The 16,549-nt window shown below is 64.0% G+C and carries 17 protein-coding genes; 13 read left to right on the forward strand and 4 right to left on the reverse strand.

Translation table 11 applies throughout. The features are described 5' to 3' along the window. Nucleotide 1: 1 nt before the first annotated feature. From RPF88_RS19580 to RPF88_RS19625, 10 genes are all read left to right on the forward strand, one after another. On the forward strand, nt 2-1,114 hold the full coding sequence (locus RPF88_RS19580) for an ABC transporter ATP-binding protein (RefSeq protein WP_063171099.1): 1,113 nt from the start codon (nt 2-4) through the stop codon (nt 1,112-1,114). After that, complete coding sequence (locus tag RPF88_RS19585) at nt 1,107-2,120, forward strand: ABC transporter ATP-binding protein (RefSeq protein WP_013528082.1); 1,014 nt, start codon at nt 1,107-1,109, stop codon at nt 2,118-2,120. The genes RPF88_RS19580 and RPF88_RS19585 overlap by 8 nt, the downstream gene beginning before the upstream one ends. A 55-nt stretch (nt 2,121-2,175) precedes the next feature. Continuing rightward, complete coding sequence (locus RPF88_RS19590; RefSeq protein WP_337122994.1) at nt 2,176-3,819, forward strand: dihydroxyacetone kinase subunit DhaK; 1,644 nt, start codon at nt 2,176-2,178, stop codon at nt 3,817-3,819. A gap of 72 nt (nt 3,820-3,891) precedes the next feature. Further along, nucleotides 3,892-4,494, forward strand: coding sequence for a dihydroxyacetone kinase subunit DhaL (dhaL, locus tag RPF88_RS19595; protein WP_063170451.1), 603 nt, complete (start codon nt 3,892-3,894; stop codon nt 4,492-4,494). Continuing rightward, the gene (dhaM, locus tag RPF88_RS19600) at nt 4,491-4,880 is read left to right on the forward strand and encodes a dihydroxyacetone kinase phosphoryl donor subunit DhaM (RefSeq protein WP_013528085.1); all 390 of its coding nucleotides are present in this window, start codon (nt 4,491-4,493) and stop codon (nt 4,878-4,880) included. Before dhaL ends, dhaM begins: the two co-directional genes overlap by 4 nt. Nucleotides 4,881-4,902: 22 nt before the next feature. Next, nucleotides 4,903-5,205, forward strand: coding sequence for an HPr family phosphocarrier protein (locus tag RPF88_RS19605; protein WP_013528086.1), 303 nt, complete (start codon nt 4,903-4,905; stop codon nt 5,203-5,205). Next, entirely contained in the window at nt 5,189-6,775 is a 1,587-nt protein-coding gene (ptsP, locus tag RPF88_RS19610; protein WP_127384624.1) for a phosphoenolpyruvate--protein phosphotransferase, read from the forward strand. Before RPF88_RS19605 ends, ptsP begins: the two co-directional genes overlap by 17 nt. An 11-nt stretch (nt 6,776-6,786) precedes the next feature. Next, nucleotides 6,787-7,209 (forward strand): hypothetical protein, encoded by a 423-nt coding sequence (locus RPF88_RS19615; protein ID WP_013528088.1) that lies wholly within the window; start codon nt 6,787-6,789, stop codon nt 7,207-7,209. Nucleotides 7,210-7,246: 37 nt separating this feature from the next. Next, nucleotides 7,247-8,233, forward strand: a complete 987-nt coding sequence (gene dhaK, locus RPF88_RS19620; RefSeq protein ID WP_337122998.1) for a dihydroxyacetone kinase subunit DhaK — start codon at nt 7,247-7,249, stop codon at nt 8,231-8,233. 64 nt (nt 8,234-8,297) lie between these two features. Further along, nucleotides 8,298-9,314 carry a nucleotidyltransferase family protein gene (locus tag RPF88_RS19625; RefSeq protein WP_337122999.1) on the forward strand — a complete coding sequence of 339 codons (1,017 nt, stop codon included), beginning with the start codon at nt 8,298-8,300 and terminating at the stop codon, nt 9,312-9,314. A 7-nt stretch (nt 9,315-9,321) separates the two neighbouring features. On the opposite strand, the gene RPF88_RS19630 is transcribed toward RPF88_RS19625, so the two are convergent. The 4 genes from RPF88_RS19630 to RPF88_RS19645 form a co-directional block, all read right to left on the reverse strand. After that, nucleotides 9,322-10,299: a serine kinase gene (locus RPF88_RS19630; RefSeq protein ID WP_337123000.1), complete on the reverse strand. Its 978-nt coding sequence runs from the start codon at nt 10,297-10,299 to the stop codon at nt 9,322-9,324. Continuing rightward, nucleotides 10,296-10,730 (reverse strand): lasso peptide biosynthesis B2 protein, encoded by a 435-nt coding sequence (locus tag RPF88_RS19635; RefSeq protein WP_224673704.1) that lies wholly within the window; start codon nt 10,728-10,730, stop codon nt 10,296-10,298. Before RPF88_RS19635 ends, RPF88_RS19630 begins: the two co-directional genes overlap by 4 nt. Next, on the reverse strand, nt 10,730-11,014 hold the full coding sequence (locus RPF88_RS19640) for a PqqD family protein (RefSeq protein ID WP_013528093.1): 285 nt from the start codon (nt 11,012-11,014) through the stop codon (nt 10,730-10,732). Before RPF88_RS19640 ends, RPF88_RS19635 begins: the two co-directional genes overlap by 1 nt. Before the next feature lie 445 nt (nt 11,015-11,459). Next, a complete protein-coding gene (locus tag RPF88_RS19645) occupies nt 11,460-12,272 on the reverse strand; it encodes a DUF2259 domain-containing protein (protein WP_224673703.1) in 813 nt (270 codons plus the stop codon). 143 nt (nt 12,273-12,415) lie between these two features. On the opposite strand from RPF88_RS19645, the gene RPF88_RS19650 reads away from it, so the two are divergent. The 3 genes from RPF88_RS19650 (at nt 12,416) to RPF88_RS19660 (ending at nt 16,522) form a co-directional block, all read left to right on the forward strand. Continuing rightward, nucleotides 12,416-14,323: a propionyl-CoA synthetase gene (locus RPF88_RS19650; protein ID WP_337123003.1), complete on the forward strand. Its 1,908-nt coding sequence runs from the start codon at nt 12,416-12,418 to the stop codon at nt 14,321-14,323. Nucleotides 14,324-14,434: 111 nt separating this feature from the next. After that, nucleotides 14,435-15,517: an acyltransferase family protein gene (locus RPF88_RS19655; protein WP_224673701.1), complete on the forward strand. Its 1,083-nt coding sequence runs from the start codon at nt 14,435-14,437 to the stop codon at nt 15,515-15,517. A 246-nt stretch (nt 15,518-15,763) separates the two neighbouring features. Then, on the forward strand, nt 15,764-16,522 hold the full coding sequence (locus RPF88_RS19660; RefSeq protein ID WP_013528097.1) for a metallophosphoesterase family protein: 759 nt from the start codon (nt 15,764-15,766) through the stop codon (nt 16,520-16,522). Nucleotides 16,523-16,549 lie beyond the last annotated feature (27 nt).

The raw sequence follows: 16,549 nt of genomic DNA on the forward strand, positions 1-16,549 counted from the left end.
CATGGCCGAAATCCGTGTCCAGCACCTGAGAAAGGCTTTCGGCGATTTCGTCGCCGTGCAGGATTCCAACTTCGTCGTCGAGGATGGCGAGTTCTTCGTCATGCTCGGCCCGTCCGGCTGCGGCAAGACGACGACCTTGCGCATGATCGCGGGGCTTGAGCTGCCGACCGGCGGCCAAATCCTGCTCGGCGGCGACGACGTTACCATGCTGCGGGCCCGCGAGCGCGACATCGCCTTCGTCTTCCAGCTGTTCGCGCTCTACCCGCACATGAATGTGCGCAAGAACATCGGCTTCCCGCTGCTGGCGCAAGGCATGCCTTCGGCCGAAATCCGCACGCGGGTCGAGGAAACGGCGAAGCTGCTGCGCATCGACCATCTGCTCAACAAATCCGTCTCCGGACTTGCCGGCGGCGACCGCCAGCGCGTCGCGCTCGGCCGCGCCATCGTGCGGCGGCCAAAATGCTTCCTAATGGATGAGCCGCTGGGAACCCTTGACACCGAATTCCGCGATTTGATGGTCCACGAGCTGCGCGAACTGCACAACCGCATCCACGCCACGACGGTCTATGTCACGCACGACCAGATGGAAGCGATGTCGATGGCCGACAAGATCGCGGTGATGAACCATGGCGTCATCGAGCAGTTCGGAAGCCCGCGCGAAATCTATGACCGCCCGGCGACCATGTTCGTCGCCGACTTCATCGGCTCGCCACCGATGAACTTTTTGGGATTTGGCGGCGGGCTCGCCAAGGGCGCCAGGGAGATCATCGTGCAAGGCGCGAAGGTCGCGGTGCCGGAGGTGCGCGAGGACATCGCACCTGGCGACATGGCGCTCGGCATCCGCCCTGAACACATCCGCTTCGACGACGCCTCAAAATTGCGCGGCGCCATCTACGGCACCGAATATCTCGGCACCACGCAGATCGTCGCGGTGGAGACGGCGGATGGCATCATCAAGGCACGCGTACCGGCCGAAATCCGGCTCGCCACCGGCGACCATGTCGGCCTGACGCTGAGCAGCGCGCGCCTGTCGCTGTTCGAGAAGGGATCGGGCCGCGCGGTGAGAACCGCGATCCACGATGTCGCCTCGGAACGGAGGCCCCAGCATGGCTGAGGTGCACATCAAGAACGTGACCAAGAGTTTCGGCGACCATGTCGCCGTCGACGGCCTCGACCTGCACATAGCAGATGGTGAATTCGTCGTGCTGCTCGGGCCAACCGGGGCCGGCAAGACGACGACGCTGCGGCTCATCGCCGGGTTGGAACGGCCGGACAGCGGCACGATCGAGATCGGCGGACACAATGCCACGACGCTGTCGCCGGCCGAGCGCGACACCGCCTTCGTCTTCCAGCAATATTCGCTCTATCCGCATCTGTCGGTGTTCGACAATCTCGCCTTTCCGCTGCGCTCGCCGGCGCGGAAAATGCCGGAAGACCAGATCCGCCGCCGGGTCGAGGAGGTGGCGAAGATGGTGCGCATCCATCACAAGCTCGCCAACCGCTCGACCAAGCTTTCGGGCGGCGAAATGCAGCGCGTCGCCATCGGCCGCGCGCTGGTGCGCAAACCGTCCATCTATCTGATGGACGAGCCGCTGTCATCGCTCGACGCCAAGCTGCGGGCGGATCTGCGGCTCGAGCTGAAGCGCATCCAGACCGAGCTCGGCGCCACCATGCTCTACGTCACCCACGACCAGATCGAGGCGATGACGATGGCAGACCGCATCGGCATCCTCACCGAGGGCGTGCTGGTGCAGATCGGCTCGCCGCGCACCATCTATTCAGAGCCGGCAAACCTGCATGTCGCGGCGAGGCTCGGCCAGCCGGCGATCAATCTTCTGCCGACCGGGCTGCTGCCTGACGGCGGCGCACCGGCCGGCACCAAGACGATCGGCGCGCGCACCGAGCATCTGACGATCGCGAAGGCCGCGAATGGCCATGCTGACGGCGTTGTCGACTGGGTCGAGCATCTCGGTGACCAAAACCATTTGCATGTGACGGTAGGCACCAAGAAACTGGTGACGCTGACCGATCCCGACACGGATCTGGCGCAGGGCGACAAAGTGGTGATCCGCTACCGGGCGCCGCTGTATTTCGGCGCCGATGGACAGCGATTGATGTGAGCGGTTTTCGGTGATTCAGCACCGGTTTTGATTTTTCGAGTACGGGACGAATTCGATGAAGCACTTTTTCAACCGCAGGGAAACGATCGTCACCGAGGCGCTCGACGGCCTGTTAAGGACCACCGGATCAATCGATCTCGCGCGCCTCGACGGCTATCCCGAGATCAAGGTCGTCCTGCGCGCCGACTGGCACAAGACGAAAGTCAGTGTCGTCTCCGGCGGCGGGGCCGGGCACGAGCCTTCACATGCCGGCTTCGTCGGCAGGGGCATGCTGACGGCGGCGGTTTCGGGCGAGATCTTTGCCTCGCCAAGCGTCGAAGCGGTGCTGGCGGCCATTCGCGCGGTCACCGGCCCGGCCGGCTGCCTGCTGATCGTCAAGAACTACACCGGCGACCGTCTCAATTTCGGCCTGGCGGCAGAGAAGGCGCGCGCCGAAGGGTTTCGTGTCGAGATGGTCATTGTCGCCGACGATATCGCTTTGCCTGACATCACCCAGCCGCGCGGCGTTGCCGGCACCTTGTTCGTGCACAAGATATCAGGCCACCTGTCGGAAGCCGGCCACGATCTGGCTGAAATCGCGGCAGCGGCGCGGGCGGCGGCCAAGGACATCGTTTCGCTCGGCATGTCGCTGTCGTCCTGCTCGATCCCGGGCCAGCCGCACGAAGACAGATTTGGCGAGAATGATGGCGAACTCGGCCTTGGCATTCACGGCGAGCCGGGCGTCGAGCGGATTGCGGTGCAGAGCGCCGACAGGCTGGTGGCGATCATGGCGGAGCGCCTTGCGAAGCGGCTTGATCCCAAGGCCACCTACGCCTTGCTGATCAACAATCTCGGTTCCGTGCCGCCGCTCGAAATGTCCGTTATCGCCAATGCGGTGCTTGCCTCGCCGTTGGCTAAAACCATCAAACTGGCGATCGGCCCGGGCCCGCTGATGACGGCGCTCAACATGAACGGCTTCTCGCTGTCGCTGATCCGGCTGGATGCGGCGCGCGAAACCGCCTTGCAGGCGCCGGTCGGCCCGCATGCCTGGATACCGGCAAAGCCGGTTGTTTCACCTGCCGTCGTGCCGATGGCGAAAGCGGCCGGACAAAGCGTGGCACGCAAGCCCAGCCAGGATGCGCGGACCCGGTCTCTTCTCGTTACCACCTGCGAAAGGCTGATCGCGCTCGAAGCGACTTTGAACGGACTGGACGCCAAAACAGGCGACGGCGACACCGGTTCGACGGTGGCGACCGGCGCGCGCAGTGTTCTCGAGCGGCTCGACACGCTGCCGCTTGCCGAGCCTGCAGCCACCCTTGGCGCGATAGGCGACATTCTGAGCGCGTCGATGGGCGGCTCCAGCGGCGTGCTGCTGTCGATCTTCTTCACGGCGGCGGCGCAGGCTCTGGGCGGCGGCGCGAGCCTGCCCAGAGCGCTGCTTGCCGGCCTTGAACGGATGACCTTTTATGGCGGCGCCAGAATTGGCGATAGAACCATGGTCGATGCGCTGGAGCCGGCGCTCAAAGCACTCGACGCGAACGGCCTGGAGGAGGCGGCAACAGCAGCCCGCCATGGTGCCGAGGCCACGGCCGCCATGGACAAGGCAAAAGCCGGGCGGTCGGCCTATGTCGGCAGCAAGCTGCAAGGTGTGGTCGACCCCGGCGCTCACGCGGTGGCCGAAGTCTTCGCGGCGGCCGCGGCATTGCATGAAGCGGCCTGACGTATGCTCCAGTTGTCGAATGACCGTTCTTTCGATACTGCCGGCAAGATGGAAACCGGGAATGCGGGTGACATGGCGGCGTTGAACCTTGCCCGGCTGATCGCGGCCGCCGCGGATACGATCGCCGCGAACGCCGAGGAATTGACGGCGCTCGACCAGGCGATCGGCGACGGCGACCACGGGCTGAACATGAAGCGCGGCTTCGAGGCCGTGCGCGCCGAAGCCGAAGCATTTTCGGCCAAACCGCTGCCCGATGCCCTGAAGGCGATCGGCACCAAGCTGGTGATGACGGTCGGCGGCGCCTCCGGCCCGCTGTTCGGCACCCTGTTCCTGGCACTCGGCAAGGAGATTTCGGCGAAACCCGATCGCGCCAATCTGACGGCGGCGTTCGGCAAGGCGATCGAAGCTGTGGCAGCACGCGGCAAATCGCAGATCGGACAAAAAACCATGCTCGACGTGCTGCAGCCGGTGCATGACGCGCTGCTGCAGGGAAAGACAGCTCTTGAAATCGCCGATATCGCCGACGCCGCGGCCGACGCGACCGTGCCTATGAAAGCCTTGCGTGGCCGCGCCTCGTTCCTGGGCGACCGATCGATCGGTCATATGGACGCCGGCGCGCGCTCAACCGCGCTGCTGGTGCGCACAGTGGCGCACAGCCTCGGGGAAAGCGCATGAGCAATGTCGGCATCGTCATCGTCTCGCATTCGCCGCTGGTTGCCGAGGGCACGGCCGACATGGTGCGGCAGATGGTGGGCGACGAAGTGCCGCTTGCATGGTGCGGCGGAAACGGCCATGGCGGGCTCGGTACCAATGTCGAGGCGATCATGGGCGCCATCGACAAGGCCTGGTCGGAAGCCGGTGTCGCCATTCTGGTCGATCTCGGCGGCGCCGAGACCAACTCGGAAATGGCGGTGGAGATGATCGGCGAGCCACGCTCGCACAAGATCATAGTCTGCAACGCGCCGATCGTCGAAGGCGCGGTGATGGCAGCGACCGAGGCCTCCGGCGGCGCCTCGCTGCGGGAAGTGGTGGCGACGGCACATGAATTGTCGCCGTCGTGAACGAACGGGAATTTTGAAAGACATGTCCGCATCCGCCGAAGCGACCGTTGTGATCACCCACGAGGTGGGTCTGCACGCGCGTCCTTCGGTGAAGTTCACCAAGCTGGCCAAGAGTTTTGCCGCCGAGGTGGAGATCGCGCTCGCCGCCAATGGGCCATGGTTCGACGCCAAGAGCATCGTCAAGGTGATGGCGGCCAAGGCGCCGAAGGGCACCGTGCTGCACATCAGGGCCAGCGGTGACGGCGCCAATGATGCCGTCGACGCGTTGGTCGAACTGGTGCGGCGCGATTTCGACGAAGGCGCGGACCATGTCCGAACCGCTTAGACTGCAAGGCATTTCGGCGTCGGCCGGCTATGCCGAGGGGCCACTGTTCGACCTCGACCAGACTGTCGTATCCTATGTCGGCAAACAAACAGCCGACGACGAGAAGGCCGCGCTCGAAGCCGCAATCGCCGTCGCGACAAGCCGTCTCACCGCATTGAGCGAGATGGCCGAGGGCGATGCCGCCGACATTCTCGAGTTTCAGATCGCCATGCTGCAAGACGATGCGCTGAGCAGCCCGGCCTTTGCCGCGATCCGCACCGGCCTGCCAGCCGACAAAGCCTGGCGGCAAGCGCTTGATACCGAGATTGCCGGCTACGACGCTTCAGACCAGGATTATTTCCGCGCACGGGCCGCCGACATACGCGATATCAGGGACCAGGTGCTGCGGGCGCTGTCCGAGGATGGCGACGTCCAGGCGCCAACCGGCGCCATCCTCTACGGCTGGGATATCGCGCCGACGCGTTTTCTCGAAACCGACTGGAGCCGCGGCGGCGGCATCGCACTGAAGGCGGGCAGCACCGCCAGCCACGTCGCCATGCTGGCGCGTTCGCGCGGCGTGCCGATGGTTGTCGGGTTGGGCACTTCGCTGGCTCGTCTAACCGGCACAGCGCTGCTCGACGCCGAACATGGCGGCATCGTGCTGTCACCCTCCAAGACTGAAATCGCTGCTTTTCGCCAATCGTCCTCATCATTCCGGGCGCGCAGCGACCGGGCCGGGACGTTCCTGGCACGACCGGCGGTGACTAAGGCCGGCACGGCGGTGCGCGTGCAGGTCAACATCGCCGACCCGTCCGATGTCGACCTCATCGACATTACGACCTGCGACGGAGTCGGGTTGATGCGCACCGAATTCCTGTTCGGCAAGACGCTGCCGGATGAGGAGACGCAGTATCGCGCCTATCGCAAGGTGCTGGAGTGGGCCGGTGAAAAACCGGTGACGATCCGCACCGTTGACGCCGGCGGCGACAAGCCGGTGCCCGGCTTTACGGTCGAGGAGAGCAATCCGTTTCTCGGCCTGCGCGGGATCAGGCTGTCGCTGGCAAGACCCGAGGTGTTTCGTGTACAGATCCGGGCGCTGCTGCGCGCCGCTGTCCATGGCAGCCTGAAAGTGATGTTCCCTATGATCGCCATTGTGGAGGAATACCGACAGGCAGCGGCGATGTTCGCCGAAGAGCAGACTGCACTTGCCGCACGCGGCGTCGCACACAACATGCCGCCGCTCGGCATCATGGTCGAAGTGCCTTCGGTGGCGATCGTACCGGAAGCCTTTACCGATGCCGCCTTCTTCTCGATCGGCTCCAATGATCTCACCCAGTATGTCATGGCGGCCGCCCGCGACAACGCTGCCGTGGCGCATCTCAATTCGGTCCGTCATCCGGCCGTGCTGCGGCTGATCGCTGCCGTGACCGCGTTTGGCCAGCGGGAAGAGATCCCGGTCAGCCTGTGCGGCGATGCAGCCGGCGATCCAGCCTCGATCCCGTCACTGATCGAGGCCGGCCTGCGCGATCTTTCCGTCGCGCCGGCGCAACTCGCCATGGCCAAGGCGGCCGTCGCGGACGTTTCTGTCTAGGCGCGGCCGGCATGGTCGACAGGACACCCGAACCCGGTTCCGAAGAGGCGATCCGCGCCTACAAGACGATCCTGTCGCAGGTTATCGACCAGCGCCCGTCCGGTATGCGCCAGCGCCTGGCCGATGCGCTCGGCAAGCACCGCAGCTTCGTCACGCAGATTTCCAGTCCTGCCTATTCGATCCCGATTCCGTCAAAACATTTGCCGGCTATATTTTCCGTCTGCCATTTCAGCCCGGCCGAGCGCGACCAGTTTCTCGCCGCCTATCACCAGGCGCATCCAGGCAAGATGTCGATCGCATCAGGCATGCGCAAGACGCGGCATGTCTCGCTGATCGTGCCGGATTTCGGCGACGACAAGCAGAACGCCGCGCTCGATAAGGCGGTGAACGATTTTATCCAAAAGATCACCAGCATCACCGGCAAGAGTGGCTGATCACTTGCTATCTGGCCTATTTCGGGAGGAGACGGCCGTGAAGAAGTTTATCAATTCGGTGGACACGGTGCTGACCGAAAGCCTCGACGGCTTCGTCGCCGCCCATGCCGACATCCTCATGCTCGGCGACGCGCACAAATTCATCCGCCGAAAGACCTTGCGGCCGGGCAAGGTGGCGCTGATCTCCGGCGGCGGTTCCGGTCACGAGCCGCTGCATGGCGGCTTTGTCGGTCACGGCATGCTGGACGCCGCCTGCCCCGGCCAGGTGTTCACCTCGCCGACACCGGACCAGATGCTGGCGGCGGCAGAGGCCGTCGACACCGGCGCCGGCTGCCTGTTCATCGTCAAGAACTATGAGGGCGACGTCATGAATTTCGAGATGGCGGCCGAAATGTCGGAAGGCGTCCAGCAGATCGTGACCAATGACGATGTCGCGGTCGAGAATTCTTCCTATACGACGGGCCGGCGTGGCGTCGCCGGCACGCTGGTGGTGGAAAAGATCGTCGGCGCGGCGGCCGAACACGGCCTGGCTCTGGCGTCGCTGAAGGCGCTTGGCGACCGCGTCAACGCTGCTACCCGCTCGATGGGCGTGGCGCTGACCAGTTGCACCGTGCCGGCGGCGGGCAAGCCGACTTTCGATATCGGCGACGGCGAGATGGAGTTCGGCGTCGGCATCCATGGCGAGCCCGGCCGCCGGCGCGATGCGCTGAAAAGCGCCGATGCGATCGCGCAGGAGATCTGCGCCGCGATCCTCGGCGATCTCGGCGACAAAGCGAAAGGCCCGGCGCTGCTGTTCGTCAACGGCTTCGGCGGCACGCCGCTGATGGAACTCTATCTGATGTACAACAGCGCACGGCTAATCTTCGAGAAGCATGGCGTGACGGTGACCCGTTCGCTGGTCGGCTCCTACGTCACCTCGCTCGATATGGCCGGCTGCTCGATCACGCTGACCATGCTCGACGACGAGACGACCGCATTCTGGGACGCGCCGGTACACACTGCGGCGCTGCGCTGGGGCATGTAAAAGCTGGCTTACATTAGGCTTTTCTGCAACCATTCCTGACTTGCTCGCAATGCTAGCTGGGTTGATGCTGCCACCGCTTACTTCCGCCGAAGAAAGACTCTTGCTGCGCTTCGCTGACCCCGAGGCGGCGGCAGGCGGCGAAGATTTGTCGGCAAAGACGCTGACGGCGCTGCTCGACAATGCCGAGTTCCACGGCGTGCTGCCGATCATGTTGCGCAAGCTCAGCGGGGACGCGCGGCTGCCAGCGGATGCCGACCTGCACGGCAAGCTGGAGGATCTGCGCCAGAAGGCAACGATCGCCACCGGCCAGTCGATGCTGTTGAAGTATCATGGCGACCGCATCATGAAGAGACTGGCGGCGGACAATATTCCGGCGCGGATCGTCAAGGGACCCGTCTTCGCGCGAAAGCTCTACCGCAACGTCGCCGACAGGCCCTTCACCGATATCGACATCCTGGTCGAACCCGCCAACCTGGCGCGGGCAAACCAGGTGATCGCGGCATGCGGCTTCGAGCTTGGCAGCAACGAGGCCGAATCCTACGAATTGCAGGAATTCAAATGGCTGGAAAAAGAGAATTCCAGCCTGCTGGTCGAACTGCATGGCGACCTCGTGCATGACACCGGCATGCGGCGGCGCCTGTCGCTGGGTTTCCCTGAATTGCGCGCCATCGACGGCGAAGCCACGGACACGCCGGCGGCTCTTCTAACGATCGCCATCGTGCACGCCGCCGGCGGCCACAAATTCCACCGCCTGCAGCTTTGCGTGGACGTGCTGCAAGCCGTGCGGGCGCTGCAATCACCCGAAGCGGAAGCACGCCTGTTCGACGCTGCCCGCATGACCGGCATCGAACTGGAGTTGGCAATCGTGCTCAATGTGACCGGCCAGCTGTTCGACGAGAGCCGCGCGCTCGAACTCGCCGGCCGCATCAAGCCCGACCTCTCCATACGGCTGGCCAGGCGGCTGATCACAACGAATACGCTGCTTGGCGTCAATTCCAGGGACAGACTGGGCTCGCGCCTGCGCCGCGACGCCTTCCGGTGGATTCAGAGATTGGCCAAGGCCAGGCCGCAAGTAGCCTGACTTGACGTCAATCCAGGGTAGCGCGGATCAGCGCCGCCGCGTCAGCGGGGCGCCCGCCTACTTCGAGCTGGAAGGTCGGCACCGCATTGACCAGCCCGGCGATGGTCGCCAGCCTGCGCTTCTGCATCGGCAGCAGCCCGGTCATGCCGGTGCGGACATTGTCGACTGCCAGCGCCACCATCGCGTCGGTCCTGGCCATGGCGACGAGCCGGGTCTGGCCGTCGGCGGAACGCGCCAGATGCAGAAGCGCCGCCACCGGCCGGGCGGATGCGTTTTCCACCCGGATGATACCCCCCAACCGTTCTAACGAGACCGGCTGTTCGCCGTTGCGATCCCACGTCTGGCCAAGGCATGGCGCCACCTGCGGGATCATTTCGGCAGTCTTCCGGTGGATTTTGACGGCGCGCGGCAAGCCCCAGGCCACGACCTTGCCCGAAGCGACATTCAGGATCATGGCGTCGTCGGAGCAGAGGCCAAAGCCCTGTGTTGCCAGCGCCAGCGACGTCGTGGTCTTGCCGGTGCCGCTCGGGGCGTGGACCAGCACCACCGCATCGCGGTCAGGCAAGGTCAGCCCGGCCGTATGCAGCATATGCTGGCCACCGGCGTCGAGCGCGGCATCCAGGACCAACATCGACGGCGTCCAGGCGGCTTTCGTACCGGTGCTAATCCGGAGTTCGGCCCAACCTTCCCCACCATTGATCGCAACGGTTTGGCGCCCGGGAAAGACCAGATGGACAATGCCGCCATCCTCGATCATCCGGCAGGGACCATCCTCCGGCACCTCGCCATCGAAGACCAGGGATCCATTGGGTGTCTCGTCCAGCGTGTCTGTTTCGGTGATCTCAAGACGAAAGTCCGGCGCGACGGGTTCCTCTATGCGCAGGCTGCCCAGCATCCGGTCGAAATCCTGCCACAGCTCGGAGCGCTCGGTCGATATGCCAAGGATCAGGCCGTTGAGGCCATAGCAGGCTGAAGGTCTGGTCAAGCGGGACGCGCCTTTACGGCATCGGCATGATGACGATAGATCTCGACCATGCCGGGAAGCTTGTCGCTGACCACCGGCTTGCCGTCGAGGCAGACCCAGCAATGCGCCGATAGACGCTGCGCTTGCATCGACTGCGGTTCGACGCCGAAGCGCAGGTCCGGATCGAAGCCGGCTAGTCGCAGGAAACGATGACCGAGCAGACCTTCCCTCAAGCACCTGCGGTCACGCATCAGCCAGGGATGGCGGACCGTGCGGTTGACGCTCTCGACGATGTAGGCGGACGGCAGACCGCGATAGGGCGTCGACGAGGCGAGCGGCGCCCATTTGAGCACCTCCTCGAAGCTCCGGTTGGTGACAAGGACCGGCATCAGCCGCGCGCTCGCCCAGAGATGGCAGAGAAAAAGAGCGCGCAGGAGCGGGCCGTCAGCCATCAAGCACCTGGCGCGGCGAGGATACCTTCCGAGATCAGATCCGTGGCCAGTGCCGCCATGTCCTGATCGAGCGTCCCCTTGTCGACCTCGAACTCCTCGCAAAGCAGGTCGACGATCTGGTCGAGGTTGCGCGCGCCGTCCACCTTGTCGAGAAAGGCTTCGGTCGTGCCGTTGCATGTATAGAGCTGGCCGCTGCGCGCCAAAAGCACGACTGCGCCATCGCCCACATGCTGCACCGAGGCATCCTCGGCCAGCCGCAGAACGGTTCCAGAGACTATTTCCACCACGCCCCCTCCAAGCCATGCTCATCCCGGAAATCAGATAGCGCGGAGGTGGAGCGCTGTCTATCGGCCGATCACGGGAGCCCAGTTCAGGGGACCAACGGCTTTGCTGACAGATTCTCCGCGCCAGTCGCGTTAGAACCTGCTCGGTTGCGTCTTCCCGGCCGCATTCGGCCCAGAAATAGTCATCGATGAAACGTGACAAACAGCGGGCTGCCGGCAGCGGACGTTGCATTTCTTCCCCTAAGTAAGGTAAAACCTGCCTGGGTATTGGGGAGATAGCGTATGCGTTACAATTGGGAGCGAGCTCCGACGAGCTTCGAACGTCATAGAAAAACGCTGGCGACAGCCATTTTGATCGCTGGCGGCATTGGCCTCATGCTTGTGGCCCTGCCGATCTAGAAACAACCTTCAGACAGATCGGCTGCCAGCGCTTGGGCGTGACCTCTCAGCGTGGCTCCCCGGTCACCGCGAGGAAGCGGCGATCGCGCCCCTCGAAACCCTGGCTGAAACGCTGCACCAGAACAACGATCACCGCCGGCTTGCCGGCCGGGGTAAGTTCGTAGGATTCCGACAGGCTGTAGGAGGTCGGGCAGTTTCTTGAGCCCGGCACGGTCTTGTCCTCGTGCAGGATCTTGAACGGCTTGCCGTCCTGGCCTTGCAGCGTCAGCCGGAAGCCGAGTGCCTTGCCAGATGTGTCGCGCTGCTCCGTCGTTGCGAAACTCGCCGAACAATCGCTCGTGCTGGCTGCCAGGATCTCGTCGAGCTGGATGGTCGAAACGCCCGTTTCGCCATGGAGCGGCGACAGCCATTTCTGCGACACCTGTTCGAGGCGGGAGATGTCGTTGTAGGCAACCATTTCACCCGGAAAGGTGAATTTGTCGGACGCTGTCTGCTCGGCTGGGGATGTGATTGCATAATGGGCGAGAATGGGCGCCGCCTGAGCGGCGGCCTGCGCCCTCGCCTGCTCCAGCGTCAGTGTTGCCTCCTCCGTCTCATCGACGACGAGGATCGGCTTACCGCCAACGAACCGATCCGTACGGGTATCGATGATGTCGATCTCAGACCAGCCGGAGTCCGAGGCGCCGGCGTCGAGCGTTCCATATTGCTCGAAGGCGAAATAAGCGCCATCCGGCGAAAAGCCGATGATGTGCCGTGCCGCGGCATCGCCGGCTTCAGCGGTTCCGGTGGACATAGCAAGTACGGCGCCCATGACCGACGATAACGAAAAGCGCCCGATGATCCGAACAGCAGCAGACATCACCACCCCAGTCCCGTCTCGCAGTTCATAGCTGCTTGCCCCCAAGCGCCAGGTCGATGCCGTCGTCACAATGGCGTGGATTTGCGGCCAAGGGTAGAGCGCGCTATCTGGAAGGAAGAAAAACATTTCCCGGGGAGGTATGGATGGCTTCACGCTATCACGAGGTCTATGAAGGCTGGAAACGCGATCCGGAACAATTCTGGGCGGATGCGGCCGGCGCCATCGACTGGTATTCGCCTTGGGACAAGGTGTTCGACGCCAATGCCGGTGTCTATGGCCGCTGGTTCACCGGCGCCACCTGCAACACCTGCTACAATGCCATCGACCGCCACGTCGCCGGCGGCCGCGCCGACCAGATCGCGCTGATCCATGACAGTGCGATTGCCGGAACCGTGAAAAAGTTCACTTATGCCGAGCTGAAGCGCGAGGTCGTCGCGCTGACTTCGGTGCTGAAGAACCGCAGCATCGGCAAGAGTGACCGCGTCATCATCTACATGCCGATGGTGGCCGAGGCGGCCATCGCCATGCTCGCCTGCGCCCGCATCGGCGCGGTGCATTCGGTGGTCTTCGGCGGCTTCGCCTCGCATGAGCTTGCCACCCGCATCGACGATGCCAGGCCGAAGCTGATCATTTCGGCATCCTGTGGCCTGGAGCCAGGCCGCGTCGTTGCCTACAAGCCGTTGCTCGACAAGGCGATCGAGATCTCCCGCCACAAGCCGGACGCCTGCCTGATCCTGCAGCGCGACCAGTTGCGCTGCGAGTTGAAGGAGCATTTCGACATCGACTACGCCGATGCCGTCGCCCGCGAACGGGCAGCGGGCGCCAATGTCGATTGCGTTCCGGTGCTTGCCACCGATCCGCTCTACATCATCTACACATCGGGCACGACCGGTCAGCCCAAGGGCATCGTGCGCGACAATGGCGGCCATATGGTCGCGCTGAAATGGACGATGGAAAACGAGTTCGGCGTCAAGCCGGGCGAGGTGTTCTGGGCGGCATCCGATGTCGGCTGGGTGGTCGGCCATTCCTACATCGTCTACGGACCGCTGCTGCATGGCTGCACCAGCATCCTGTTCGAGGGCAAGCCTGTCGGCACGCCCGATGCCGGCACCTACTGGCGGGTGATAGCGGAGCATGGCGTGGTCGCGCTGTTCACCGCGCCGACCGCATTCCGCGCCATCAAGGGGCAGGACCCGAAGGGCGAGTTCATTGCCAAACACGACCTCTCGAAGTTCCGCACGCTGTTTCTTGCCGGCGAGCGCGCCGACCCGGAAACCATCAAATGGGCGGAGCAGAAGCTGAATGTGCCTGTGGTCGACCATTGGTGGCAGACAGAGACCGGCTCGCCGATGACGATCAATCCCGCCGGCCTTGGCCTGCTGCCGGTGAAATACGGCTCGCCCGGCGTGCCGATGCCCGGCTACGACATCCGCGTTCTCGACGATGCCGGCCATGAGGTGCAGCGCGGCACGCTGGGCAATGTGGTGATCAAACTGCCGCTGCCGGCCGGCTGCCTGCCAACGCTGTGGAATGCCGATCAACGGTTCCGCCAGGCCTATCTCGACGAGTTCCCCGGCTTCTACAAGACGGCGGATGCCGGCATGGTCGACGAGGACGGCTATCTCTACGTCATGGCCCGCACCGATGACATCATCAACGTCGCCGGCCACCGGCTGTCGACCGGCGCCATGGAAGAGGTGCTTTCGGCCCATCCCGATGTCGCCGAATGCGCGGTCATCGGCATTGCCGACGCCATGAAGGGCCAGGTTCCGCTGGGCTTCGTGGTGCTGAATGCGGGTGTGACCCGCGATATCGGCTCCATCGAGAACGAGGTGGTCGGCCTGGTGCGCGAACGCATCGGCCCGGTCGCCGCCTTCAAGACGGTGGTGACGATCAAGCGCCTGCCCAAGACGCGATCTGGCAAGATCCTGCGCGGCACCATGCAGAAGATCGCCGACAAGGAGGAATGGGCCATGCCGGCAACCATCGACGATCCGGTCATCCTCGACGAGATCACTGCGGCGCTGAAGGAACGTGGGATCGGCCTTTGAGCCACTGAAGGTGGGCCGCGGACGACCTTTTCGATCGGCAAGCAATACTTTATTGTGCGACGCAGCAATGCACCCTAAAGTCGTTCGCGGGGGGCCATCGACAAAGGTCGCATGGCTCAGCAGAAGATTACATTTGGCGGCGTCGACATCCTGCGCTTTCTCGCCGCCGTCATGGTCATGGTCTACCACTATGGCTTCTGGGTGTGGGCGTATCCTGACGGTGTTTCGGCGCGCGCCACGGGCGGCGTTCCCCCGCAGCCGGCAATAGGCGCCTGGGTCGAATCTGGCTGGGTCGGCGTCCAGATCTTCTTCGTCATCAGCGGCTTCGTCATCGCCTTCAGCGCCGAAAGGTCGACACCCCTGCGGTTTTTCGAAGCCAGGGTGAAACGGCTGGCGCCGGCCGTGTGGATCTGTGCGCCGGTCACTGCGGCGGTGCTTTTGATCGTCGGCCTCAGCTGGCCGACCGATGCCGTCGTCAGGCTCGTCCGCACCGGCCTGTTCGCCCCTTACGCGCCATGGGTGGACAGCGTCTACTGGACGCTCGGCATCGAGATCGCCTTCTATGCCGTCGTCTGGACCTTGCTGCGGCTCGGCCGCTTCCATCTAATGGAAATTGTGGCCCTCGCCATCGGCCTGGTCAGCGCGCTGTTCTGGTGCCTCTACTACCCGCTCGACTGGGCCGACCTTGCCGAAACACGCACGCTCGACCTGCTTCTGGTGCATCACGGCGTGTTCTTCGCCACCGGCGTCATGCTGTGGCTGATGCGCTTCAAGGCGGTGACAGCCGCCCGCCTAGCCTTCTGCGCCCTGTTCCTGGCCGGTGGCGTGCTGCAGATCGCCAGTTCGGTCGACGTTCATGTCCTGAAGGTCGGGCGGGATATGCCCTTCGCCCCGCCGATCCTCATCTTCCTCATAGGCATTGCGCTGATGGCGTGGTCGCTGCGGCTCGACCTCTCCTGGAGCGGCTGGCGCCGGATCGGGCTGATGACCTATCCGCTCTACCTGCTGCACGATGTCGTCGGCGCGGCCCTGCTCGGCATCCTGGTCCGCGCCGGTCTGCCGCATCTGTTCTCGATGGCGGTCGTCGGCGCGACGATGATCGCGGCAAGCTGGCTAGTGGCGACCGAGGCCGAACCACGCATCCGGCTGCTGCTCGACCATACCGTTTTCCGTTATCGGCTTAAGGCAGCCTGACGACGGTCCGGCAGACCGGCCCAGCCGCCGACCTAAAGCATGTCGCGCCTGAGCGGATTCAGGCCCACTCCAGGCCTTTGTTCCACGGATCGCTCTCCCAAAACGGAGCTCACTTCCGAGCGACATGCATTGGCGGTGCCGACCCGGCGCAGCTACATTTTCCACGATTGCGGAATTCTTCGTTTCGGGCATGATAACAGGCACTTATGCCTTCGGCATGAGAGCTTGCCTCGAGACGCCCGGCACGTGACCCTGTTCCAGCGAAAACCCCGCATCGCGGCGCGTCCGCGCCTCGATATCGATATGCAGGACGCTGTCGTCTATGCGATCGGCGACGTGCATGGCTGCTACAAGGAACTCCGCGCGCTAGAGCAGAAGATCCTGCTCGATTCGCTGCGCTTCCAGAGCCGCAAGATCATCGTCATGCTTGGCGACTACATCGACCGGGGGTTTCAGTCGGCGCGGGTGCTCGATCACCTCCTGGCGCCGCCGCCGAAAGGATTTCAGCGCATTTGTCTTGCGGGCAACCACGAAGTGGCAATGCTGAACTATCTCGACGGAAATCTGTCCCGCGAACCCTGGCTGGCGACGGGCGGCCTGCAAACCCTGTTTTCCTATGGCATCGATCCGGCGCGCCTCACCAGCCTCTACGGGAGCAGCGCGCAGATCGACCGGCGCATAAGGGAGATCATTCCGGACGATCACGTCAGCTTCCTGCGCGGGCTGCCGATCATGGTCCGTTCGCGGAAGTTCGTGTTTGTCCACGCCGGCATCAGGCCCGGCGTCGACCTTGCGGCGCAAACCGACCATGACCTGATCAACATCCGTTCGGACTTCTTCGAGGCAACGCACCTGCTCGACCGCTGGGTGGTGCACGGGCATACGCCGGTGGATGTCCCGAAGCTCGAAGGGCGCCGGCTCGGCATCGACACGGCCGCCTTCCAGAGCGGACGCCTGACCGCCGTCAGGATCGCCGACAAGCAAGGCAGGCTGATCTTCTCCTGACGCGCAACGATATTCAGGTGTGCTGGC

Source organism: Mesorhizobium sp. ISC11, assembly GCF_037162595.1.
GTDB lineage: Bacteria > Pseudomonadota > Alphaproteobacteria > Rhizobiales > Rhizobiaceae > Mesorhizobium > Mesorhizobium ciceri.

Bases quoted from the DNA above. Each gene is read 5' to 3' on its own strand.
- dhaL (WP_063170451.1), top strand. From the start codon at position 3,892: ATGGCGGCGTTGAACCTTGCCCGGCTGATCGCGGCCGCCGCGGATACG.
- RPF88_RS19625 (WP_337122999.1), top strand. From the start codon at position 8,298: ATGCTGCCACCGCTTACTTCCGCCGAAGAAAGACTCTTGCTGCGCTTC.
- ptsP (WP_127384624.1), top strand. From the start codon at position 5,189: ATGTCCGAACCGCTTAGACTGCAAGGCATTTCGGCGTCGGCCGGCTAT.
- RPF88_RS19605 (WP_013528086.1), top strand. From the start codon at position 4,903: ATGTCCGCATCCGCCGAAGCGACCGTTGTGATCACCCACGAGGTGGGT.
- RPF88_RS19635 (WP_224673704.1), bottom strand. From the start codon at position 10,730: ATGGCTGACGGCCCGCTCCTGCGCGCTCTTTTTCTCTGCCATCTCTGG.
- dhaM (WP_013528085.1), top strand. From the start codon at position 4,491: ATGAGCAATGTCGGCATCGTCATCGTCTCGCATTCGCCGCTGGTTGCC.
- RPF88_RS19580 (WP_063171099.1), top strand. From the start codon at position 2: ATGGCCGAAATCCGTGTCCAGCACCTGAGAAAGGCTTTCGGCGATTTC.
- RPF88_RS19655 (WP_224673701.1), top strand. From the start codon at position 14,435: ATGGCTCAGCAGAAGATTACATTTGGCGGCGTCGACATCCTGCGCTTT.
- RPF88_RS19590 (WP_337122994.1), top strand. From the start codon at position 2,176: ATGAAGCACTTTTTCAACCGCAGGGAAACGATCGTCACCGAGGCGCTC.
- RPF88_RS19650 (WP_337123003.1), top strand. From the start codon at position 12,416: ATGGCTTCACGCTATCACGAGGTCTATGAAGGCTGGAAACGCGATCCG.
- RPF88_RS19615 (WP_013528088.1), top strand. From the start codon at position 6,787: ATGGTCGACAGGACACCCGAACCCGGTTCCGAAGAGGCGATCCGCGCC.
- RPF88_RS19585 (WP_013528082.1), top strand. From the start codon at position 1,107: ATGGCTGAGGTGCACATCAAGAACGTGACCAAGAGTTTCGGCGACCAT.
- RPF88_RS19645 (WP_224673703.1), bottom strand. From the start codon at position 12,272: ATGTCTGCTGCTGTTCGGATCATCGGGCGCTTTTCGTTATCGTCGGTC.